This is a genomic window from Serratia marcescens, from assembly GCF_029846115.1.
GTDB lineage: Bacteria > Pseudomonadota > Gammaproteobacteria > Enterobacterales > Enterobacteriaceae > Serratia > Serratia marcescens_L.
On record NZ_JARVZZ010000001.1, the window covers coordinates 4,287,924 to 4,308,695 of the forward strand.

Annotated in this window: 20 protein-coding genes and 1 tRNA gene; 14 read left to right on the forward strand and 7 right to left on the reverse strand. The window is 58.4% G+C overall.

What is annotated here, in order from left to right; all coding sequences use genetic code 11:
- Positions 1-368: 368 nt before the first annotated feature.
- Positions 369-444: transfer RNA gene (locus QDT79_RS20515), tRNA-Asn, on the forward strand.
- A gap of 75 nt (positions 445-519) precedes the next feature.
- Here QDT79_RS20515 and QDT79_RS20520 read toward each other — a convergent pair.
- The 3 genes from QDT79_RS20520 to QDT79_RS20530 all read right to left on the reverse strand — a co-directional run bounded on the left by QDT79_RS20520 (position 520) and on the right by QDT79_RS20530 (position 2,800).
- Positions 520-1,728 carry an aldose 1-epimerase family protein gene (locus tag QDT79_RS20520; protein ID WP_308317000.1) on the reverse strand — a complete coding sequence of 403 codons (1,209 nt, stop codon included), beginning with the start codon at positions 1,726-1,728 and terminating at the stop codon, positions 520-522.
- Between the two features lie 411 nt (positions 1,729-2,139).
- Positions 2,140-2,442, reverse strand: coding sequence for a transcriptional regulator ProR (gene proR, locus QDT79_RS20525; RefSeq protein WP_049200011.1), 303 nt, complete (start codon positions 2,440-2,442; stop codon positions 2,140-2,142).
- A 4-nt stretch (positions 2,443-2,446) separates the two neighbouring features.
- Positions 2,447-2,800, reverse strand: a complete 354-nt coding sequence (locus QDT79_RS20530) for a type II toxin-antitoxin system RelE/ParE family toxin (RefSeq protein ID WP_100396990.1) — start codon at positions 2,798-2,800, stop codon at positions 2,447-2,449.
- A 437-nt stretch (positions 2,801-3,237) separates the two neighbouring features.
- Here QDT79_RS20530 and QDT79_RS20535 point away from each other — a divergent pair, with 437 nt between their 5' ends.
- On the forward strand, positions 3,238-4,533 hold the full coding sequence (locus tag QDT79_RS20535; protein ID WP_063989266.1) for an MFS transporter: 1,296 nt from the start codon (positions 3,238-3,240) through the stop codon (positions 4,531-4,533).
- Positions 4,534-4,560: 27 nt separating this feature from the next.
- On the forward strand, positions 4,561-5,367 hold the full coding sequence (locus QDT79_RS20540; protein ID WP_107226504.1) for a substrate-binding domain-containing protein: 807 nt from the start codon (positions 4,561-4,563) through the stop codon (positions 5,365-5,367).
- Here the strand turns inward: QDT79_RS20540 and psrA are convergent.
- The 3 genes from psrA to QDT79_RS20555 form a co-directional block, all read right to left on the reverse strand.
- Positions 5,342-6,241: an L-proline-binding transcription factor PsrA gene (gene psrA / locus QDT79_RS20545; RefSeq protein ID WP_308317001.1), complete on the reverse strand. Its 900-nt coding sequence runs from the start codon at positions 6,239-6,241 to the stop codon at positions 5,342-5,344. The two genes, QDT79_RS20540 and psrA, sit on opposite strands and share 26 nt — an antisense overlap.
- Before the next feature lie 92 nt (positions 6,242-6,333).
- On the reverse strand, positions 6,334-6,699 hold the full coding sequence (locus tag QDT79_RS20550; RefSeq protein WP_060439472.1) for a diacylglycerol kinase: 366 nt from the start codon (positions 6,697-6,699) through the stop codon (positions 6,334-6,336).
- Between the two features lie 219 nt (positions 6,700-6,918).
- Positions 6,919-8,043 carry a hypothetical protein gene (locus QDT79_RS20555; RefSeq protein WP_063989263.1) on the reverse strand — a complete coding sequence of 375 codons (1,125 nt, stop codon included), beginning with the start codon at positions 8,041-8,043 and terminating at the stop codon, positions 6,919-6,921.
- A 737-nt stretch (positions 8,044-8,780) separates the two neighbouring features.
- Between QDT79_RS20555 and QDT79_RS20560 the strand changes: the two genes are divergently transcribed.
- From QDT79_RS20560 to spt, 4 genes are read left to right on the forward strand one after another with little or no spacing between them, the layout of a single operon-like run.
- Positions 8,781-10,520: a fatty acyl-AMP ligase gene (locus QDT79_RS20560; protein ID WP_074181172.1), complete on the forward strand. Its 1,740-nt coding sequence runs from the start codon at positions 8,781-8,783 to the stop codon at positions 10,518-10,520.
- Complete coding sequence (locus tag QDT79_RS20565) at positions 10,517-11,431, forward strand: NAD-dependent epimerase/dehydratase family protein (RefSeq protein WP_308317002.1); 915 nt, start codon at positions 10,517-10,519, stop codon at positions 11,429-11,431. The genes QDT79_RS20560 and QDT79_RS20565 overlap by 4 nt, the downstream gene beginning before the upstream one ends.
- A 31-nt stretch (positions 11,432-11,462) precedes the next feature.
- Positions 11,463-11,723, forward strand: coding sequence for an acyl carrier protein (locus QDT79_RS20570; protein WP_015378483.1), 261 nt, complete (start codon positions 11,463-11,465; stop codon positions 11,721-11,723).
- Complete coding sequence (spt, locus tag QDT79_RS20575; RefSeq protein WP_004935542.1) at positions 11,710-12,882, forward strand: serine palmitoyltransferase; 1,173 nt, start codon at positions 11,710-11,712, stop codon at positions 12,880-12,882. Before QDT79_RS20570 ends, spt begins: the two co-directional genes overlap by 14 nt.
- A 70-nt stretch (positions 12,883-12,952) precedes the next feature.
- Here spt and QDT79_RS20580 read toward each other — a convergent pair whose 3' ends face one another.
- Positions 12,953-13,684, reverse strand: coding sequence for a nucleoside/nucleotide kinase family protein (locus tag QDT79_RS20580; RefSeq protein ID WP_308317003.1), 732 nt, complete (start codon positions 13,682-13,684; stop codon positions 12,953-12,955).
- Between the two features lie 374 nt (positions 13,685-14,058).
- Here QDT79_RS20580 and QDT79_RS20585 point away from each other — a divergent pair, with 374 nt between their 5' ends.
- The 7 genes from QDT79_RS20585 to lptG all read left to right on the forward strand — a co-directional run bounded on the left by QDT79_RS20585 (position 14,059) and on the right by lptG (position 20,647).
- Entirely contained in the window at positions 14,059-14,784 is a 726-nt protein-coding gene (locus QDT79_RS20585; RefSeq protein ID WP_063989258.1) for a nucleoside/nucleotide kinase family protein, read from the forward strand.
- Between the two features lie 30 nt (positions 14,785-14,814).
- A complete protein-coding gene (locus tag QDT79_RS20590; protein WP_063989257.1) occupies positions 14,815-15,609 on the forward strand; it encodes a nucleoside/nucleotide kinase family protein in 795 nt (264 codons plus the stop codon).
- Positions 15,610-15,681: 72 nt separating this feature from the next.
- The gene (locus QDT79_RS20595) at positions 15,682-17,019 is read left to right on the forward strand and encodes a lipopolysaccharide biosynthesis protein (RefSeq protein WP_004935553.1); all 1,338 of its coding nucleotides are present in this window, start codon (positions 15,682-15,684) and stop codon (positions 17,017-17,019) included.
- Positions 17,016-17,885: a hypothetical protein gene (locus QDT79_RS20600; RefSeq protein WP_107226512.1), complete on the forward strand. Its 870-nt coding sequence runs from the start codon at positions 17,016-17,018 to the stop codon at positions 17,883-17,885. Before QDT79_RS20595 ends, QDT79_RS20600 begins: the two co-directional genes overlap by 4 nt.
- Positions 17,886-17,905: 20 nt before the next feature.
- Positions 17,906-18,472: a YtfJ family protein gene (locus QDT79_RS20605; RefSeq protein ID WP_107226513.1), complete on the forward strand. Its 567-nt coding sequence runs from the start codon at positions 17,906-17,908 to the stop codon at positions 18,470-18,472.
- Between the two features lie 28 nt (positions 18,473-18,500).
- Positions 18,501-19,571: an LPS export ABC transporter permease LptF gene (gene lptF / locus QDT79_RS20610; RefSeq protein ID WP_308317004.1), complete on the forward strand. Its 1,071-nt coding sequence runs from the start codon at positions 18,501-18,503 to the stop codon at positions 19,569-19,571.
- Positions 19,568-20,647 carry an LPS export ABC transporter permease LptG gene (lptG, locus tag QDT79_RS20615; protein WP_308317005.1) on the forward strand — a complete coding sequence of 360 codons (1,080 nt, stop codon included), beginning with the start codon at positions 19,568-19,570 and terminating at the stop codon, positions 20,645-20,647. Before lptF ends, lptG begins: the two co-directional genes overlap by 4 nt.
- The last annotated feature ends 125 nt before the right edge of the window (positions 20,648-20,772 follow it).

Genomic DNA, 20,772 nt, shown 5'->3' on the forward strand with positions numbered 1-20,772 from the left:
GAGCGCAGTCGCATTCCCCAAAAATGGGTAAGCAAAAATCTAGCCATTGTGACGACGAATACATATTGCTTGCTTATTCATCCTACATATCAGTTGCGGCGCGGCATGTGGCGGCATTAACCAGGAGCCTGGGCAGTACGGTTAGCGTGAGAGGAAGATGAAAGGGAAAACGGCTGTGCACCATCGCCGTGCAAGGGCTTGTGCAAGCGACGCGATAACGAGACAGGCGGCAAACATCACCGCCTGCCGGTGAAAAATGCCGAAAAACAGCGCAAGGTGCTCATTCCCTCAGCAAACGCACCTTTTTTGCAGTTTAGCGCTTTGACAAACCCCAGGCGCCCCGCTATTATTCGCCCCGTTCACACGATTCCTCTGTAGTTCAGTCGGTAGAACGGCGGACTGTTAATCCGTATGTCACTGGTTCGAGTCCAGTCAGAGGAGCCATATTTAGAGAAGCCCGCTCAGGGAAACCCGAGCGGGCTTTTTGTTTTTTAGCGCTTAACAAGGCGCAAGGACGCGCTACTCTTTGGCTATCGGCACGGCATTCTCATCGATTTTTACCTTGCCCTGAATATCAGCAATCTTCTGCTCCAGATCCGCCACCTGCGCCTTGCTGTGCAGCAAGGTATAGGTCAGATCAAACTGCGCACTGGCGCCAGGCTGCAACTGTTTAACGCGTTTTTGTTCGCGCTCGATGGTGACCGGGTAGGCATAGCTGGTGCCCGGCTCAATCCCCGTTACATACCCCTGTTTTAACGTATCGGTATTCTTCCACAGCGTCAGGACGGGCAATTGACGGGTATCGAACTGAATAGCCACCCCTTTGTCGCCCGCGTTATTGACCAGCGCCGCCAGTGTCTGATGATTCGGATCCGATAATGGCTTAATGTTAAAGACCATTTCATCAAACCCTTTGGTGGGGCCGGCATAGGTTCCCCAGGTCTTCAGCCCGGCTTTGGCATAGTCGTTAAACGGGCTGATGCTGGTCATCGGCGCCAGGAAGCGGGCGCCATTTTCCAGAATCGGCGCACCGAAATTGCTGTGATAAATAATCTGGTAGTCATGGGGGTAATCCGCCCGGTTGGTTAACACATCATGCAGGCTGAAACTGTTGCTGCCGGGCACGTAGCGCAGTTCGGTCAGGGTTTGCAGATCGGCTTTTTTGAATGTGCTCTCTTTGAGCAGGCCGCGAATACGAATTTCATACGGCGCCGTATCCGCTACCTCAACCTCAACCCGCGAGGCCGGCGTATTGCCCGCTTTACCGTGCAACGTGTAAATTTGCCCTCCTTCGCTCACCGGATGACCGGTCCACTCATAGCCACAACGCACCATCATCTCATTGAAACCTTCCAGCCAACCCAGCCCATTGCGGCTTTCCAGGTTGATAAAGGCGGGGTTGACCACCTCTTTGACCGGGGAATCCCATCCCATTTTCGCGCCAAATCCTTCTGCCCTCAGGAGGTTCATGCCGCGCGTGGGGCTGAGGGTGATGGTCAGGCCATCCTGGCTGCGGATAATCACGACCTTGCTGCCTTCCTGCTTGCCGCCGTGCAGCACTTTCTGCTCAATGCTGAACGTTTTATCCTTAATCTTCAGCGCCTCACTCGAAATCTTCCAGTTTCCTTTCTCTACGCCATCTTCAGCGCTGGTCAGCACCCAACTCTGTGCCGCCGCCTGCCCTGAAATCAGAGCCGAAAACATCGCTATAGCCCACGTTTTCTTCATTTCCCTTCCCCTTTAGCTGAATCGATTTTCTATTAACGAGAAAAATCTACTGTTAAGCAGGTTAAAGAAATGTGATGAACTTCACCGGGTGAATATTTGAATAAATAGTGCGATAAAAATACGAATATCATCGCAATTTTAATGAAATTCATTCATTTTTTTGCACGTTAAATGAGCGATTCATCAACATAAGTCGTATCGTTTCAGCTTTGAGCCAGGGGGATGATTTATCGCGAAGGTACGACGGGTGACCTGCTTAACGCTATCTGGCCCAAACGGAAGCGCCCATACAGCCTGGCCTCTTTGCTTTCACGACTGCCTCTTGACATCGGAGGCGCCATATTGCGAAAAGCCCGCTCGGGGGAACCTGAGCGGGCTTTTTGCTTTCTGCCGTTAACCGAGCAACGGCGTCTACAGCACCACTTCGTAGTGAGAGCCGTCCGGCAGTTCAACATCCAGGCGCAATTTGCCACCGGCCGCCTCAACGTAGCGTTTTAGCGAAGACAGTTTCAGATCGCGGCCCGGTTTTTCCATCACGGCCACGGTCGGCTGCCGGATCCCCAGCGCCTGCGCCATTTCAACCTGCGTTTTCTGGACTTTTTCGCGCAGCTCGGCAAGGTGAATGTTCAGCATGATGTCCGCCGCCAGCGCCTGCGCGTTGGCCACGACCTCGGGTTTTTCATCCGCAATAAGCTGTTCCAGCGTTCTGCCCATCGCGTCACTCCTTCTCGTTTAATGTGTTCAGCCAACAGGTGAATTCCCGATCGGCAATCTGAAGCATTCGATCGTAAAAGCGTTTTTCATTGCCGGCTTTATTGCCCGCGCAAAGAACAATGCCAATACGGTACGGATCGAAAGCGAAGAATGCCCGCAACGGTTCGCCACGGCTCTGAATGCGCAACTCTTTCATATTGCTGTAACGTGAGCCTTTCACCGTATCGGCATAGGGTCTGGGCAGCCCGGGTCCCTTTTCCCGTAGGACCATCAATGCGGCAAGCACGCCGGCCCGATCGGCATCGTTGAGTGAGCTAAACCAGTCATCAAACACATCCGTTGTTTTAATTTCCCACACGGGACCTCTCTGCAATATAGATCAAAAACTATATAGATGTAAAGCTATAGCAGAGAGGTGCCGGGATGACATGCAAAGGCGTGCGTTGTTACTGCAAGGCTGAACGTACATCCACGCATTTTGCAAACGCAGTGCGAGGCATTCACCTTTTTACGAGCGGTATCGAACAATCGTTCAGAGGCACGGGGCGTTTCTTCGCCACCCCTTTATGAACCCTGTCACAAAACGCGCATGCCGTTTTCGACGCGCGCCGCCGCAGGCAACAGCCCCCAAACTTGTTAACGGTGCGTTACAACTGGTCGCGCAAAATTGTTAACGCCGATTGATGCGCCAAACGCATCGCGCCATGCGTTTATTGCGCTTATTTAGTTTATTTTCCTGAGCGAGTCTTCAGCAACAGGCGCGGCGTAGGCGCCAATAGCAAACTGGAGATAAAGATGCATTCCTCTACCTCACCCATGACCACCCGAACCCGAGCCGGCGCGATCCTGCGCGTCACCTCCGGCAACTTTCTGGAACAGTTCGACTTCTTTCTGTTCGGCTTTTACGCCACCTACATCGCACACACCTTTTTCCCGGCCAGCAGCGAATTTGCCTCGCTGATGATGACCTTCGCAGTATTCGGCGCAGGTTTTCTGATGCGCCCCATTGGCGCCATCGTGCTGGGCGCTTACATCGATAAAGTCGGCCGCCGCAAAGGGCTGATCGTCACCCTGTCGATCATGGCTACGGGCACCTTCCTGATCGTATTGATCCCCTCTTACCAGAGCATCGGGCTTTGGGCGCCGCTGCTGGTGCTGTGCGGGCGCCTGCTGCAAGGCTTCTCGGCGGGCGCGGAGCTGGGCGGCGTGTCCGTCTATCTGGCCGAAATCGCCACGCCGGGCCGTAAGGGCTTCTATACCAGCTGGCAGTCCGGCAGCCAGCAGGTGGCGATCATGGTGGCGGCGGCAATGGGCTTCGCGCTCAACGCGGCGCTGGAGGAAAGCGCTATTCGCGAGTGGGGATGGCGCCTGCCTTTCCTGTTCGGCTGCCTGATCGTTCCCTTCATCTTCATCCTGCGCCGCAAGCTGGAAGAAACACAGGAATTTACCGCCCGGCGCCACCACCTGGCGATGCGCGACGTGTTTAAAACCCTGCTGAAAAACTGGCCGGTGGTGATCGCCGGCATGCTGATGGTCGCCATGACCACCACCGCGTTTTACCTGATCACCGTGTATGCGCCAACCTTCGGCAAAAAGGTGCTGCTGCTCAGCGCCTCCGACAGCTTGCTGGTCACTTTACTGGTCGCGATTTCCAACTTCATCTGGCTGCCCATCGGCGGTGCGCTGTCGGATCGCTTCGGCCGCAAACCGGTGCTGATCGCCATGGCGCTGCTGACGCTGGCCACCGCCTACCCGGCGCTCAGCCTGCTCGCCGCCGCCCCCAGCTTCAGCATGATGCTGGCCGTGCTGCTGTGGCTGTCCTTCATTTATGGCCTCTACAACGGCGCGATGATCCCGGCCTTAACCGAGATCATGCCAACGGAAGTGCGGGTGGCCGGGTTCTCGCTGGCCTACAGCCTGGCGACGGCGGTATTCGGCGGCTTTACGCCGGTGATCTCCACCGCGTTGATCGAATACACCGGCGATAAGGCTTCACCGGGCTACTGGATGAGCTTCGCCGCGCTGTGCGCCTTGCTGGCGACGCTGTATCTGTATCGCCGCATCGCCATGCCGCTGCAAACCGCACGCTAACGCGCCATCGCCATAAGGAATCATGTCATGCAGAAACTCACTCGTTCGATCATCACCCTGCTCGTGTGCGCCTCCTTCAGTACGGCGGCGCTGGCCAAAGACCTGACCGTGATGATCTCCGGCGGCTTCAAAGCCGCGCTGGAGAAACTGGCCCCGGAATATGAAGCCCAAAGCGGCGACAAAATCATTCTGGTGTCCGGCCCTTCCATGGGGAAAACGCCGCAGGCGATCCCAGCGCGGCTGGCGCGCGGAGAGAAAGCCGATGTGGTGATCATGGTGGGCGACGCGCTGACCCAACTGGACAAAAGTGGCTGGCTCCAGCCGGGTTCACGCGTGGAGCTGGCCGATTCGCCGATCGGCATGGTGGTGAAACAGGGCGCGCCCAAGCCGGCGATAAAAACGGATGCCGACCTGCGCAATACCTTGCTGCAAGCCGACTCTTTCGCCTATTCCGACAGCGCCAGCGGCCGCTACGTCAGCGGCCAACTGTTCAAAAAACTGGGCATCGAGGAACAGGTGAAAGGAAAGGCGCATATAATTGAGCGCATTCCGGTGGCTTCTGAAGTGGCGCAAGGAAAATACGCGCTGGGCTTCCAGCAGGTCAGCGAATTGTTGCCCGTGGCGGGCGTCACCTTTATCGGCGAGCTGCCGGAAAACGTGCAGTACATCACCCGCTTCGCCGGCGCGGTAACCGCCAAGGCGGAGCACCGCCGCGAAGGCAAAGCGCTGCTGGACTTCCTCGCCTCCTCTCAGGCACAGCCGACCATTCGCGCGACCGGCATGCGAACCGTGCCGGCGCAGCAGCCGGTCAGGCAGAGTGATACTGTTCAGTAATCAGCTTTTCCAGCTCGGCGGCGACGAAAGACTGCATGCGGCCGCCGCGTCTGATGAGGCCCACGCTGCGTTTCACCACCGGTTCGACCAGCGGCACCGACGTCAACACCGAATGTTCTGAAGCGGGCATCGACATGGCGGGCACGGCGGCAATGCCGATGCCCGCCTCAACCATGCCCAGCATGGTCGTCACATGGCGAGTTTCGCACACGCTGGGGCGCTCCGGCATGAGGTGTTCCAGACGCTGATCGAGCAGATTGCGATTGCCGGAGGTTTTATCCAGCGACACGTAGTCTTGCTGATAAAATTCCCGCCAGGTGAGGCTCTTTTTAGCGGCGAGCGGATGGTCGCGCCGGCAAGCGGCCACGTAAACGTCCCCCACCAACGGCACAAATTCAAGATTAGGCTGCAGGCGCCCGGCAAAGCAGATGCCGAAATCGGCCTGGCCGCCGGTGACCGCCTCGATGACATTGCCTGCGCTGCCGTCGATCAGCTTAACGCGCACGCGCGGATAGCGAAGCCGGAAACGGCGTATCACGTCGGGCATGAAATAGTAGGCCGCCGACGGCACCGTGGCGACGGTGACCAGCCCGGTACGCTCCTGGCTGACCTTATCGATATCGGCCAACACCGCTTCGACATTCATCAGCAGATGATCCGAACGCTCGGCAAAAGCCTGCCCGTACAGCGTCAAAGTCACGCGCCGGGTGGTGCGATCGAACAGTTTGCTGCCCAGCGCGTTTTCCAGCTTTTCAATCCTGCGGCTCAGCGCCGACTGCGACAGGCAGATGGACTCTGCGGCCAGCCGAAAATTGCCGTACTCCACCAGCGCGCGGAAGGCATAAAGATCGTTGAGATCAAAATTCACGGGCATAGCGGCCTACTCTCCTTGCTGAACGCAAAACAACGATGATAACCGCTTATATCGCCACGGCAACCGGCCTGGTGGTTGAACCACCCAAGCCCCTATCGGCCCAGCAGCACCGTTGCCCAAACAACGATAGTCAGCACCACCGCCACCAGCTGCGCTGCGCCGCCCAAATCTTTGGCGCGTTTGGATAACGGATGTAATTCCAGCGAAATGCGATCGACCACGGTTTCAATCGCCGTATTAAGCAACTCAACCACCAATAGCAGGAAACTGCAGATGATTAATAACAGCCGCTCCATTTTTGTAATATCTAAACCAAATGTAACAACCAGTAAAATGGCGTTAATAACCAATAATTGGCGGAACGCATCTTCGGTAAGCACGGCGTCAATAAACCCGGCCCAGGAATTCCTTATGCTGTAGGTTAATCGGCTTATTCCTTTTTTCTTTTCCACAGGCATACCATCTGCTCTCATCAACACTGCGACAATCACTCGCGAATAAATAACGCGGCGTGAATTTATCTCGAGTTTATTAATTAAAGACCTTAACTGTTCTCTTCCAGGAGGCGATGCATTCCCTCACGCGCCGTCACCCTGCCCCTGAAACGACACCGCCCGAAAATGCCCTGGCGCGGTTATTATTCTGAGAACGTGAAAAGGCGATGCGTTATCAGCCGGTTAAAGCGTTTTCTCGTACAAGCGGTAGCGCTTATAGGGCACTGCGCCGATGCGTTCTAAAATCGTCCGCATGCCGGTATTGGTTTCCAGGATCCACGACATTTCCAGCGCGTCGATATTGCGCTTCGCGAAAGGCTCGCGCAGCGCCTCAATCAGCAACAGCGCAATAATCGGCCCGATGCGGCTGAATTGATATTCCTGGCGCACGCCCATCAACGGCACGCGCGCGGTGCGCACGCCGCTGACTTTCAGCCGCCACAAGAGTTTCGCCCAGCCGAACGGCAATAACCGCCCCTGCAGATCGGCAATCGCTTCGTTGATGTTCGGCAGACCGACGATAAAGGCGCAGGGAGCGCCATCCACCTCGGCGATATGGATCATATCGTCGGGCACCAGAAACTTCAGCTGATCCCCCATGGTGGCGAACTCGTGCTCGGTGAACGGGACAAACCCCCAGTTATGCTGCCATCCGGAGTTGAACACCTCGCGCAGCACCTGCATCTCCTCGCGAAAGCGCTTGCGGTTGAGGCGGCGAACGGTCACTTTTTTGCGCACCTGATCCATCATCCGGGTTAACGACGGCGAAAAGTGCAGGTCGGTTCTTTTCATCCAATAGGCAAGCAAATCAATCCCTTCGCTGTAGCCCTGTTGCGCTATTTGCGCCGCGTAGTAGGGTTTGGCATGCGTCATCAGGGCCGATGGCGGGGTGTCAAACCCCTCGACCAACAGGCCGCTTTCCTGATTGATATTAAGGCTGAACGGCCCGGTGATTCTACGCGCGCCTTTCGACCTCAGCCACTCCTCCGCCACCGTGAATAAGGTGCTGAAAACGGCGGGATCGTCAACGGCGTCAATCATGCCGAAGTGGCCGGTATCCTCGCCATGCAGCTCCCGGTGCAGAGAATCGATTTGCGCCGTGATGCGCCCAACGACTTTGCCCTGTTTTTTGGCCACCCATGCCTGCCATTCAATGTGGTCGGTGCCGGGATTCTTCTTTGACAGGTGCTCTTCGCGCTCTATATGCAGCGGCTCAATCCAGTTCGGATCATCGCGAAACAGTTGCGAGGGGAAAGCAATAAATTCTTTAAGTTCGCGTTTACTCAGAACTTTCTCAATACGGATCATAAATAGCCTTACGTTTTAATAAAATAATTAAATAAGCGCGCGACAACGCCTTTAGCATTTTTTATGCTGTTCTCATTTATTGGATTGTGTATTGCCTCCGGTTCAATGATAAGAAAAACCGAATATTACCCCCTGTGAATCAGCGCATTATTGCGCCCGACATTCACCCTGTGATGTCCGTAATTGATAAAAAAAGGAAACAGAAAGCGGCGCAGCCAGGCTACGCTAATGGTGCTCTTTTATTATTTCGTGCTATTACGGCAAAAGAAACTCGCCGCTTTTAGTGTACCGACTTTAATCAGGAGGTGTGCCGCCATCTTTACCACTTAATGCTCTTTTTAAGATTAGCCTTAAATGAATCGTTCACTTTTGGATTTCTTGCGGCATACTGTTTAGGAAGTGTTTAAGTTCCAAGATAGCCATGCATGAGGTCATAACCTATGAGCCGACAGTTATTTCCTGCCCGACAGATGCAGACTAAGGAACGGCGCAGCCCGGATATTACAATAGTCTCTCGTATATCGCCAGGGTGCCGCTCAAGGCTGATAACACGGGCGACTCACGCTCTGACCGGTTAATAACCGGCGTGCCCTCAAGCACGGCAATATACGCTGTTCGCGGAATGAAGATGGTTGAATAACAAACTTATTCAAAACCTATTCATAGTAAAACATCAATTACCTCGCCAAGAGTGATTTTCTCTTTTGGTGATTTTTAATCTATGGCTAAGTTTGTCTATGTCTGAAACAAGTTCCGTTCATTCTCTTCCCATGCGCTATGCGGACTTCCCCACTTTAGTGGACGCGTTGGATTACGCGGCGCTGGGCAATACGGGAATGAATTTTTACGACCGTCGCAATCAACTCGTGACCGTTCTCGAATATCGCACGCTACAGCAAAAAGCGATCTCGGGCGCGCGGCGTTTATTGTCCCTGAAACTCAAGAAAGGCGATCGCGTGGCGCTTATCGCCGAAACCAGTGCGGGATTCGTCGAAGCCTTTTTCGCTTGCCAATACGCCGGCCTGGTGGCGGTGCCGTTGGCGATCCCGATGGGCGTGGGCCAACGCGACTCCTACACCGCCAAACTGAAAGGGCTGATCGCCAGCTGCAACCCCGCGGCGATCGTCAGCAGCGAAGAGTGGACGCCGCTGATCGCGTCGGCCACGGAAAACACCTCGGCGCTGCACATCCTCAGCGACGAGGATTTTAACGCCTTGCCAGAGCCGGAGATCGCGTTGCCCGCGCCTTCGCCCGACGATATCGCCTATCTCCAATACACCTCGGGCAGCACCCGCTTTCCACGCGGCGTGATCATCACCCAGCGGGCGGCGATGGCGAACCTGAACGCGATCAGCCGCAACGGGATCAAGCTGCGCGCGGGCGACCGCTGCGTTTCGTGGCTGCCCTTCTATCACGATATGGGCCTGGTCGGTTTCCTGCTCACGCCGGTGGCGACCCAGCTGTCCGTCGATTATCTGCGCACGCAAGATTTCGCCATGCGCCCGATGCAGTGGCTGAAACTGATCGCCAAGAATCGCGGTACGGTGTCCGTCGCCCCGCCGTTCGGCTACGATCTGTGCCTGCGCCGCAGCAACGCCAAAGAGCTGGCCGATCTGGATCTTTCCAGCTGGCGGGTTGCGGGCGTAGGCGCCGAGCCGATCCCGGCCGAGCTGCTCGGCCAGTTCGGCGAACACTTCAGCAGCATCAACTTCGACAGCAAAGCCTTCATGCCGTGCTACGGCCTGGCCGAGAACACCTTGGCGGTGAGTTTTTCCGATCCCTGCTCCGGCCCGCAAACCAACGCGGTCGACCGCGATATTTTGGAGTACGAGGGTAAAGCGGTCGCGCCCGGCAAGAAGACCCGTGCCATCTCGACCTTCGTCAACTGCGGCCGAGCGCTGCCCGGCCACCGCATTGAGATCCGCAGCGAAACCGGGCAACCGTTGCCGGAACGCCAGGTCGGCCATATCACGATCTCCGGCCCCAGCCTGATGAACGGTTATTTCTGCGACGATGAGTCCCAGCAGCAAATTCAGGTGACCGGCTGGATGGACACCGGCGATCTGGGCTACCTGCTGGACGGCTATCTGTACGTCACCGGCCGCAAGAAGGATTTGATCATCATTCGCGGCCGCAATATCTGGCCGCAGGATATCGAGTACGTCGCGGAATCCGAACCGGAAATCCGTTCCGGCGATGCGATTGCCTTCGTAGCCGAAGAGCACGACGAAGCGGCCAGGATCATTTTGCAAATCCAGTGCCGAGTCAGCTCGGAAGAACGCCGGGAACAAATCGTGCATTCGCTGAGCGCCCGCATTCAAAGCGAGTTCGGCATTGCGGTGGACATCGAGCTGCTGCCGCCGCACAGCATTCCCCGCACGTCGTCGGGCAAACCCGCGCGCGCGGAGGCCAAAAAACGCTGGCTGAGCGCTTCGCTCTACCCGCAAATGCCGCAGCTGGCCGGTTTCGCGCAATGAGCGGCACCGTCGCAGTGACGGGCGCGACCGGCTTTATCGGCCGGCATATCGTCAAGGAACTGCTGGCGCAAGGGTTCAACGTGCGCGCCCTGACGCGGCAAGCCGGAAAAGCCGCCATCGACAACCTGCAGTGGATACCCGGCGCGTTGGAAGATCGGCCCTCGCTCACCGAGCTGGTGCGCGGCGCGGAGTGCGTCGTGCATTGTGCGGGCCAGGTGCGCGGGCATGCGGAAGCGGTGTTCACCCGCTGCAACGTCACCGGCAGCCTTAACCTGATGCAGGCGGCCAAACAGAACGGCCGCTGCAATCGCTTTTTGTTCATGTCGTCGCTGGCGGCCCGCCATCCGGCGCTGTCCTGGTACGCCCATTCAAAACAGGCCGCCGAACAGCAACTCATCGCCGCCACGGGCGATATCGCGCTGGGGATTTTCCGCCCAACGGCGGTTTACGGTCCCGGCGATAAAGAGCTGAAACCGCTGTTCAACGGCCTGCTGCGCGGCGTACTGCCCCGGCTGGGTGCGCCCGATGCCAGGCTCTCTTTTCTGCACGTGAGCGATTTGGCAAAGGCGGTCAGCCAATGGGTACAGGCCGAACCCGCACAGCCAAATATTTACGAACTGTGCGACGGCGTGGCCGACGGCTATAACTGGCTGCGCCTGCGGGACATCGGCGCCGCCGTGCGTCACGGGCCGGTGCGCCTGGTGGGCATTCCGCTGCCGCTGCTGAAAGCCCTGGCGGATATCAGCGTGGTGTGGAACCGCCTGGTCAAACAAGAGCCGATGCTGACGCGCAGCAAAATACGCGAATTAACCCATCACGACTGGTCCGCCAGTAATCACGCGCTGTCGCAACAGATTAATTGGTTTCCACAGGTAAGTTTGGAGCGCGCGCTGCGCGAAGGGCTGTTTTAATTATTCCCAATAGAGGTGTGTCAACGTTCTTATGCTAAATCGCGATGCTGTAATGGATTATATCCTGACGTGTTTGCAAGGTATCGTCGAAGGCGGAGTGGAAATAAAACCTGATAGCGATCTCGTCAATGATCTTGGCCTGGAATCCATCAGAGTCCTGGATCTGCTGATGATGCTGGAAGATGAATTGGATATCTCCATTCCTATCAATATATTGCTTGATGTCAGAACGCCTGAGCAACTGCTTGACGCGCTGCGCCCTTACCTGGAGAAAAACCATGGGACTGTATGATAAGTTTGCGCGGCTTGCCAATGACCGTGAACAATTTCAAACGTCCGGTCTGAATCCGTTCGGCACCTGCATCGACGAAGTCTATTCCGCCACCCAGGGCCGCATCGGCGATCAAAAGATTGTCCTCGCCGGCACCAATAATTACCTTGGCCTGACGTTCGATGCGCAGGCGATCGCCGCCGGCCAGGCGGCCCTGGCCGCGCTCGGCACCGGCACCACCGGCTCGCGCATGGCGAACGGCAGCTACGGATCGCACCTGACGCTGGAACGGGAGCTGGCGGAATTCTTCGATCGCCCGAGCGCCATCGTGTTCTCCACCGGCTACACCGCCAACCTGGGCGTCATCAGCACGCTGGCGGGGCCGGGCGCCGTGGTGTTGATCGACGCGGACAGCCACGCGAGCATTTACGATGCCTGCGCCCTCGGCGGCGCGGAGATTATTCGCTTCCGCCACAATGACGCTGCCGATCTGGAGCGCCGCATGGTGCGCCTGGGCGAGCGGGCCCGCGAGGCGATCATTATCGTGGAAGGCATCTACAGCATGCTGGGCGACGTCGCCCCGCTGGTGGAAATCGTCGACATCAAGCGGCGGCTCGGCGGGTATTTGCTGGTGGACGAAGCGCACTCCTTCGGCGTGATGGGCGAGCACGGCCGCGGCCTGGCCGAAGCGCTGGGCGTCGAGCAAGACGTGGATATCATCCTGGGCACCTTCAGCAAAAGCCTGGCTTCGATCGGCGGTTTCGCCGTCGGCGGCAAGGGGATGGACGTGCTGCGCTACAGCAGCCGGCCGTATATCTTTACCGCGTCGCCGTCGCCGTCCAGCATCGCGTCGGTGCGTACAGCGCTGCAAAAAATCGCGCGCCATCCCGAGCTGCGGGAAAAGCTGTGGAGCAACGCGCACCGCCTGTACCACGGCCTCGCCGAACTGGGGTATACCCTGGGGCCGCGCATCAGCCCGGTGGTGCCGGTGATGATCGGCTCAAAGGAAGAAGGGTTGCGTTTCTGGCGCGAGCTGATCGCCCACGGCGTATATGTAAACCTGGTGCTGCCACCGGCCGCGCCGGCGGGCGTCACCCTGCTGCGCTGCAGCGTCAATGCCGCGCACAGCGATGAAGAGATAGACACCATCGTGCGCGCCTTTGCGGCGCTGAAAAAATAAAGCCTTTCCCTCTCGGCCGCGGCGGCGGTGCTGAACATGGCATCGCCGCCCCGCCGAACGAATGCGCACCTCAGTGCGCAGCCGTTGATACGCCATCAGCCGAATAGCGATAACCCTGCGCCTCCATAAATTCCGCGATGGCTTTTTCCGCCGCCGAAAGCACCTCCCCGATCGGCCGATCGGCATCGAGATCCACGATGTCGGCGCCTCCGAACGTCAATAACGGCGTGACGGCGATCTTCTTCTCCAGCGCCGCTTTGCGATGATCGGGTTTGCGCGCGCAGGCCACGTCCAGACTGACATTCAGCTTGAGCACCAGATCCGGTTTTTGCCCCGCCATCCATTGAAACGCCGCCCGCTCGCGCGCCGCCAGCCAACGGACGAAACGGCTCCCTTCAACGTCGACGGGAAAAACCGTGCCGTCGTAAGCGCCGGGGATTTGCGCCTGCGGAAAACGGTCGGTCAACACGATGAACCCTTGCCGACGATACGCCAGCATGCGGCGAAAACGCAGCAGCCGCCGCCCCACAAAAGCGATGATCACCGCAGACGGCAGCAGGCCAATCCGGGATTTTTTCGTTTTGACTTTTTTGGTATTGCTCTCGATAGCCTTGCCCACCGAACGCCCGAGCAGCGGCAATTTCGCCGCCGCGCGGCCGACGTTGCCCGCCTGCTTACCCAGATGCACCTGTACCGCCGGGCCATAATGTTTCATATACGCGATCAGATGTTCACAAACGGTGGACTTACCCGATCCGTCGCTGCCGATAACCGCAATCAGCGGCGGAAATTTTGCACTCATAATCAGACTCTCTTTCAATACACCAGAAACGGCGTGCCATATTTGAAGCGAACTACCGCTTATCATTGCCGTGGCGGCCGCGTGGAAAAAAATTTGCCGTAACGCGACGCCCAAAAAGCACAAAATATTAAGCGAAAATTGAAAAACCCTGCCTTTTTCTCGCCGTGATCCCGGCCGGAAATTAACATAAAAAGCGAAACCGGCCCACGCACCAACAATTAGCACAAAATAACAAGAACGAACGCCATAAATATCAATTCAAATAACGAACTGGAATAGCAATCTCATTATTTTATCGCAGCAAAGCACAATAAATATCTTGAACCCAAGGCGTATTGGAATACAATAGTTTTTTTCGCATTGGATCAATTATTGTGAGTCAGCAGATAAGACCTTCATCTGATCGCTCGCCCGTGCGCGTAATAGCGATAACCGGCTGTGACGGCTCAGGAAAATCCACGTTAGCCGCCAGCCTGGTCAACGCCTTATCGCCACAAGAACCTGCCGAACTGCTTTATCTCGGCCAGTCCTCCGGGCGTATCGGCGAATGGATCAGTTCGCTGCCGATTATTGGCGCGCCTTTCGGGCGTTATTTGCTGAAGAAGTCGGAGCGCGTGCATGAGCGCCCTTCCACGCCGCCGGATAATGCCACGGCGCTGGTGATTTTTTTACTCTCCTATTGGCGCGTTTATAAATTCCGTCGCATGCTGAAGAAAAGCCGCAGCGGCGCATTGCTGATCACCGATCGTTATCCACAGGCCGAAGTGGCGGGATTTCGTTTCGATGGCCCGCAGCTGGCGAAAACCGCCGGCGGCAATCGCTGGATCCGCTGGCTGAGAAAGCGCGAACAAAACCTGTACCAATGGATGGCGTCTTATCAGCCCTTATTATTAATTCGGCTGGATATTGACGAACAAACGGCCTATTCACGCAAACCCGATCACTCGCTGGCGGCGTTGCGTGAAAAGATCGCCGTCATCCCGCACCTGACGTTTAACGGCGCTAACATATTGGATTTAGACGGTCGCGAGCCGGCCAACCGTATTTTCGATGCCTCGCTGCGCGCCGTTAAAATATCGCTGAGGGCTGCCAATGCCTAGCCGACAAATAACCTTTTCGTACCGAAACAGATGAAAAAAAATAAACTCACTGCCGAACAGGATACCTCTTCCTCCTGCATCACCGGACTGATTGCCGTGGTGGGCAGCGATGGCACCGGCAAGTCTACGCTGACCGCCGATCTGGTAAAAAACCTGCAGCAGCATCGCCCCACGCAGCGGCGCTATTTGGGGCTGATCTCCGGCGAAGACGGCGACAAAATCAAGAAATTGCCGTTTATCGGCGTGTGGCTGGAACGGCGCCTGGCGGCCAAATCCGATAAAACTCAGCGCATGAGCAACAGGCCGCCGGCGCTGTGGGCGGCGCTGATCATGTACGGCTTTTCGCTGTGGCGCGCCTCCAACCTGCGCAAGGTGCGGCAGCTGGCGCAAAGCGGCGTGCTGGTGATCAGCGATCGCTACCCGCAGGCGGAAATTTCAGGTTTTTACTACGACGGGCCCGGTATCGGCGTGGAACGCGCAAAAGGCTGGTTATTGAGCCGCCTGGCGGTGCGCGAACGCCGTTTATATCAACGCATGGCCGTCTATCGGCCGGCGCTGATCATTCGCCTCGATATCGACGTCGATACGGCGTTTTCCCGCAAGCCCGATCACAGCTATGAAGAGCTGAAAGACAAGATTTCCGCCATGGTGCGCCTGCAGTACAACGGCGCGCGCATCATCGAGCTGGACGCCAGAGCCCCTTACGACGAGGTGCTGAGCAACGCGCTCAACGCCATTTCCGCCGTAGTGAACCCCGCGAAGCGCCCACAGAGCGATATCGGGCAACCCGGCGAAAACGCCGGCGAAGAAACTCAGGTTTATTAAACGCATACAGGGCAAGCGCATGACGGCAGAACACAAGATGCAAAAAAACAATGGTAACGGCTGGTTTAGGTTATGAAACGGTGGTTTTCCGATGGCGCGTTTCGCTCCATTTTACGTAATGCCGCCTACTTAGGCTCCGGCAGCGTCGCCAGTGCGCTGCTCGGCCTGCTGGCGCTCTCCTGCGCCGGTAAAGGCATGTCGCCTGAAATGTTCGGCGTGCTGGTGGTGATCCAGGCTTACACCAAAGCGGTCAGCGATTTCATCAAATTCCAGACCTGGCAGTTTGTGGTGCAATTCGGCACCCCGGCGCTGGAGCATCAAAACACCGGGCGCTTCCGCGACGTCGTCGCCTTCTCCTTCGGGCTGGATATCGCCAGCGGCGTCATCGCCGTGCTGGGCGGCATGATCATGCTGCCGTTCTTGTCCCACGCCCTGGGGCTGGACAGCGAAAGTTTCTGGCTCGCCATGCTGTACTGCACCCTGATCCCGTCGATGACGTCGTCCACGCCGACCGGCGTGCTGCGCGCCTTCAACCGCTTCGATCTCATCGCCATCCAGCAGGCGATCAAACCGTTCCTGCAGGCGGTGGGCAGCGTCATCTCCTATTATTTCGATCTGGGGTTCCCCGGCTTTATCGTCACCTGGTACGCCTCTAACCTGATCGGCGGCACGCTGTTTTGGTGGTTCACCGCGCGCGAACTGCGCCGCCGCGATATCCACGGCGCGCTGAGGCCACGGCTGTTCAACGTCGCGCGCCGCATCGAGGGCGCCTGGAACTTCGTCTGGACCACCAACATCGCCCATACCATCTGGGCCGCGCGCAACTCCTGCACCACCGTGCTGGTGGGCGTGGTGCTCGGGCCGGCCGCCGCCGGGTTGTTCAAGATCGCCATGACCTTCTTCGATGCGACGGGCACCCCGGCCAAGCTGCTGGAGAAAAGCTTCTATCCGGAGATCATGCGCCTGGATCCGCGCACCAAGACCCCGTGGCTGCTGGGCCTGCGCTCCTCGCTGCTGGCCGGCGGCATCGGCCTTGCCGTTGCGGTGTTGATGTTGCTGGTGGGCAAACCGCTCATTTCCGCGGTGTTCGGGCAGCAATACCTGGAAGCCTATGACCTGATTCAAATCATGCTGGGCGCGATCATCGTTTCCATGATGGGCTTCCCGCAGGAATCCTTACTGTTTATGGCAGGCAAACAGCGCGCTTTCCTGATCGCGCAGGCGACGGCCTCGGCGGCCTACATTGCGCTGCTGGTGTCGATGGCATATGCCTTCGGCGTGCAGGGCGCCGCCTTCGCTTATTTACTGGGGCAATGTTTAGACGTTCTGTTATCCCTGATACCGACGATCGGCGCCTACCGCAATCGCTTTATGTTGGGGCTGAATGTGCCCAAAGAGAGTAATCAATGACCGCTCACGATAATTGGAAGAAGTTCTCCACCGAAACCACCCAGGCGCTGTTTGTCGCCGTGGAAGAGGACGACCTGGTTGAGGCGAATATCAGCCTGCCGCAGCAGATCGATCTGGAATGCTCCCCCGAGAGCATTCGGGACAACTACGCGCTGTGCCTGCAGTTTTGGGAAGACGGCTTTTCCCGCCGCGAGCTGCTGCAACTGGTGAACGGTTTCCTGCAAGACCCGCAGTTGGCGGCGGCTACCCGCATGCGCTACAAATATATCCGCGCCCGCTACAAGCACCTGCGCTTCGCCCAGCAGCTGTACGGCGCCCCCCACCGCGCCAACCGCCTGTTTCATACCACCACCGTGGTGCTCGGCCATTTTCAGGATGCGTTTCGCAACGGCAACCAGAAGAACCTGACGCTGTACGGCAACCTGCTGCGGCTGCTGCTCAGCAAGCCGGTATGGTCGTACGTGCGCTATGCGCTGCGCCACACCCGCCTGGAAAGCGCACAGGGCTTTATCACCTACCGCCAAGAGCAGATGCGCCAGCTGCAAACGCTGATCGCCGGCCCGGCGCTGACCGGGCACCAGTTCCACGACGTGCGCAAAATCGTCAGCCGCCAAGTCTCGTTTTACGACACGCTGAGATCGATCGATCCCGACAACCGCGAGGCCCGGCAGATCTCGCGCTTCCTGGCGGCGATTAACGGCCTGATGGGCGACCGGCATGACGTGATGGTGGCGGACAAGCTGGCCGGCGGCGATATCTATGATCGGCCGGCGATCCTGGATATCGACATCCGCCAGCGCCTGGAGTTGCTGCTGGCGCGCTTTCCGCTGTCGTTTTCCCAGCCGGCCATCGCGGCGGGCAGATAAGCGCGTTGCGCGGAGCCATGATGACGTTACGCCGCTTGCTGATCCTCGCGCTGCTGCTGTCGCCGCTGGCGGCATCCGCGCATAACTTCGTGCATGGCCAGCCGGTGGCGCCAATAGCCATCGCCGATCGCGGCGAGCTGCTGCTGCGCAACGGCGATTTCAGCTACCGGCCGTGGAACAGCGCAAAGCTGGCGGGCAAGGTGCGGGTGATCCAGTACATCGCCGGGCGCACCTCCGCTAAAAAGAAGAACTCGCTGCTGATCAACGCCGTCAAGGACGCGAACCTGCCGGGCGATCGCTTCCAGCCCACCACCATCGTCAACACCGACGATGCGATACCGGGCTCCGGCTTCTTCGTGCGCGGCAAGATCGAGAAAAACAAGCGCCATTATCCCTGGGCACAGTTCATCGTCGACAGCGACGGGCTGGGGCGCATGGCCTGGCGGCTGCCGGAGGAGAGCTCCACCATCGTGGTGCTGGACCAGGCCGGGCGCGTGCAGTGGGCGAAGGATGGCGCACTCACCCCACAGGAAGTTGACCAAGTGATCGCCCTGCTGCGCACCCTGATCGACCGGGAGACGCCATGACGCGCACACCGCCGGGAGCCGATGACGCATGTCTTTGATTGAACGCTATATCACGGTTGAGATCCGCCGCCTGGTGATGATGATCGCCGGGTTTCTGATCTTCATGTTCGCCAGCTACTCCGCCCAGCGCTACCTGACCGACGCCGCCAACGGCACGCTGGCGCTGCGGGTGGTAGCCGACGTGGTTTTCTATAAATCGCTGATCGCGCTGGAGATGATATTGCCCGTCGCGCTGTATGTTTCGGTGGCGGTGGCGCTGAGCCAGCTGTACAGCGATGCGGAGATCACCGCCATGCTGGCCGCCGGCGCCAGCCCGCTGCGGCTGTATAAGGCGGTGCTGATACTGGCCGTGCCGCTGGCGATAGCGGTTACGCTGCTGTCGCTGTATGGCAGGCCCTGGGCGTACGCCAATATTTATCAGCTGCAGCAAGAGTCGCAGTCGGTGCTGGACGTGAGCCACCTGCAGGCCGACAAATTCAACGTCAGCGGCAACGGCCGCATGATCCTCGCCAATCACGTCGACAAAACGGCCAACCACCTGACGGACGCCCTGATTTATGTGCGCGGCGGCCATCACACCAACCTGTACCGCGCGCAGTCGGTGGAGGTGCTCGACGCCTCCCCCGCCAGCCCCGCCGTGCGGCTGAAAACCGGCACCGCCTATGTGCTGGATCGCCAGGGCACCGACGACAACGGGCAGAACTACGACAACTTCGACATCGCGCTCAAGCCGTTCATGCCCAGCGCCGAGAGCCGGCACAAATCGGCCTCGCCGGCGGAGCTGGCGCGCTCCGCCGATCCGGGTGACGCCGCCGAACTGCAATGGCGCGAGAGCCGCGGGCTGACCACCGTGCTGATGGTGCTGCTGGCGATCCCCTTTAGCCGCATCAAGCCGCGACAAGGGCGCTACGCCGCGCTGCTGCCCCTGACGGTGCTGTTTACCGCGATTTTCTATGGCGGCAACATTTGCCGCACGCTGGTCGCCAACGGCTCTCTGCCGACGATCCCCGGCGTTTGGCTGGTGCCGCTGGCGATGGCTGCCGGCATCGCCCTGCTGCTGGCACGCGACTTATCCCTGCTGCGGAAACCCTCCCGATGACTATTTTTAGCCGTTACCTGATCCGCAACGTGTTCATCGGCTTCGCCGCCGCGGCCGGGCTGCTCATTCCGCTGTTCACCACCTTTACGCTGATCAACGAGCTGGAGGACGTGACCCCGGGCGGCTACCGCTGGCAGCAGGCGCTGCTGGTGACCGTGCTGACCCTGCCGCGCAGCCTGGTCGATCTGGGGCCGTTTATCGCGCTGCTCGGCGGCATCGTCGGGCTGGGGCAGCTATCTAAAACCCTGGAACTGACCGCGATCCGCTCCGCCGGGATGTCGATATTCCGCATCGCGCTGGTGATGCTCGCCGCCGGGCTGCTGATGAACCTGTCGCTCGGCGCCCTCGATGAATGGGCCGCCTCGCCGCTGCAGCAACGCGCGCTGCAGATGAAGAACAACGCCCTGGCGCAGTCGAACGATAACGACGTGACCGTGAACCCGCTGTGGGCGCGGCGCGGCAACGAGTTTGTGACAGTGAAGACCGTCGATGAGAACGACCAGCCCCACGGCATCGAGATCTTCCGTTATCAGGCCAACCGCGCGCTGGAATCTTATATCTACGCCGACAGCGCCAGCACCGCCGCCGACGGCAGCTGGCTGCTGCACAACGTAATGCAGAAACGCTGGCAAGGCAGAAAAGAGACGATTGAGCGGCATAGCAGCCTGCCGTGGCGCTCGCTGTTCGCCGTGCCGAGCCTGAAAGAGCTGACTCTGCCGGCCGGCAGCTTCTCGCTGCAACAGCTGGAGCGCTATATCGATTACCTGCAGGGCTCGGGGCAGCCGAGCACCGAATACCGCCTGGCGCTGTGGAAAAAACTCGGCCAGCCCCTGCTGGTGCTGGCGATGATTTTGCTGGCCATCCCGTTTACCTTCACCGCTCCACGCGCCCCCGGCATGGGCAGCCGGTTAGCGCTTGGCGTCATCATCGGGCTGCTGACCTACATCGCTTACCAGATCGTTCTCAACCTGGGGTTGCTGTTCGCCCTCAACGCGCCCTTCACCGCCCTCGCCCCGCCGCTGCTGCTCCTGGCGCTGGCGTTAGTGCTGGTTTATCGGTTTGATCGGCGGGGTTAGGGTTTAGACTCGCCGACGGCGTGCACAGCACAATAGCTTGCCGTCAAAGAAGCGAATTCAGAGAAAGTCGAACGTTTTTGCCTTCGCCACCAAAAGAGCGGCAAGCGACCTAACGGCTTTGATAG

Bases quoted from the DNA above. Each gene is read 5' to 3' on its own strand.
- lptF (WP_308317004.1), top strand. From the start codon at position 18,501: ATGTCTTTGATTGAACGCTATATCACGGTTGAGATCCGCCGCCTGGTG.
- QDT79_RS20540 (WP_107226504.1), top strand. From the start codon at position 4,561: ATGCAGAAACTCACTCGTTCGATCATCACCCTGCTCGTGTGCGCCTCC.
- QDT79_RS20595 (WP_004935553.1), top strand. From the start codon at position 15,682: ATGAAACGGTGGTTTTCCGATGGCGCGTTTCGCTCCATTTTACGTAAT.
- QDT79_RS20565 (WP_308317002.1), top strand. From the start codon at position 10,517: ATGAGCGGCACCGTCGCAGTGACGGGCGCGACCGGCTTTATCGGCCGG.
- spt (WP_004935542.1), top strand. From the start codon at position 11,710: ATGGGACTGTATGATAAGTTTGCGCGGCTTGCCAATGACCGTGAACAA.
- lptG (WP_308317005.1), top strand. From the start codon at position 19,568: ATGACTATTTTTAGCCGTTACCTGATCCGCAACGTGTTCATCGGCTTC.
- QDT79_RS20580 (WP_308317003.1), bottom strand. From the start codon at position 13,684: ATGAGTGCAAAATTTCCGCCGCTGATTGCGGTTATCGGCAGCGACGGA.
- QDT79_RS20520 (WP_308317000.1), bottom strand. From the start codon at position 1,728: ATGAAGAAAACGTGGGCTATAGCGATGTTTTCGGCTCTGATTTCAGGG.
- proR (WP_049200011.1), bottom strand. From the start codon at position 2,442: ATGGGCAGAACGCTGGAACAGCTTATTGCGGATGAAAAACCCGAGGTC.
- QDT79_RS20605 (WP_107226513.1), top strand. From the start codon at position 17,906: ATGACGTTACGCCGCTTGCTGATCCTCGCGCTGCTGCTGTCGCCGCTG.
- QDT79_RS20535 (WP_063989266.1), top strand. From the start codon at position 3,238: ATGCATTCCTCTACCTCACCCATGACCACCCGAACCCGAGCCGGCGCG.
- psrA (WP_308317001.1), bottom strand. From the start codon at position 6,241: ATGCCCGTGAATTTTGATCTCAACGATCTTTATGCCTTCCGCGCGCTG.
- QDT79_RS20590 (WP_063989257.1), top strand. From the start codon at position 14,815: ATGAAAAAAAATAAACTCACTGCCGAACAGGATACCTCTTCCTCCTGC.
- QDT79_RS20555 (WP_063989263.1), bottom strand. From the start codon at position 8,043: ATGATCCGTATTGAGAAAGTTCTGAGTAAACGCGAACTTAAAGAATTT.
- QDT79_RS20550 (WP_060439472.1), bottom strand. From the start codon at position 6,699: ATGCCTGTGGAAAAGAAAAAAGGAATAAGCCGATTAACCTACAGCATA.
- QDT79_RS20560 (WP_074181172.1), top strand. From the start codon at position 8,781: ATGTCTGAAACAAGTTCCGTTCATTCTCTTCCCATGCGCTATGCGGAC.
- QDT79_RS20570 (WP_015378483.1), top strand. From the start codon at position 11,463: ATGCTAAATCGCGATGCTGTAATGGATTATATCCTGACGTGTTTGCAA.
- QDT79_RS20600 (WP_107226512.1), top strand. From the start codon at position 17,016: ATGACCGCTCACGATAATTGGAAGAAGTTCTCCACCGAAACCACCCAG.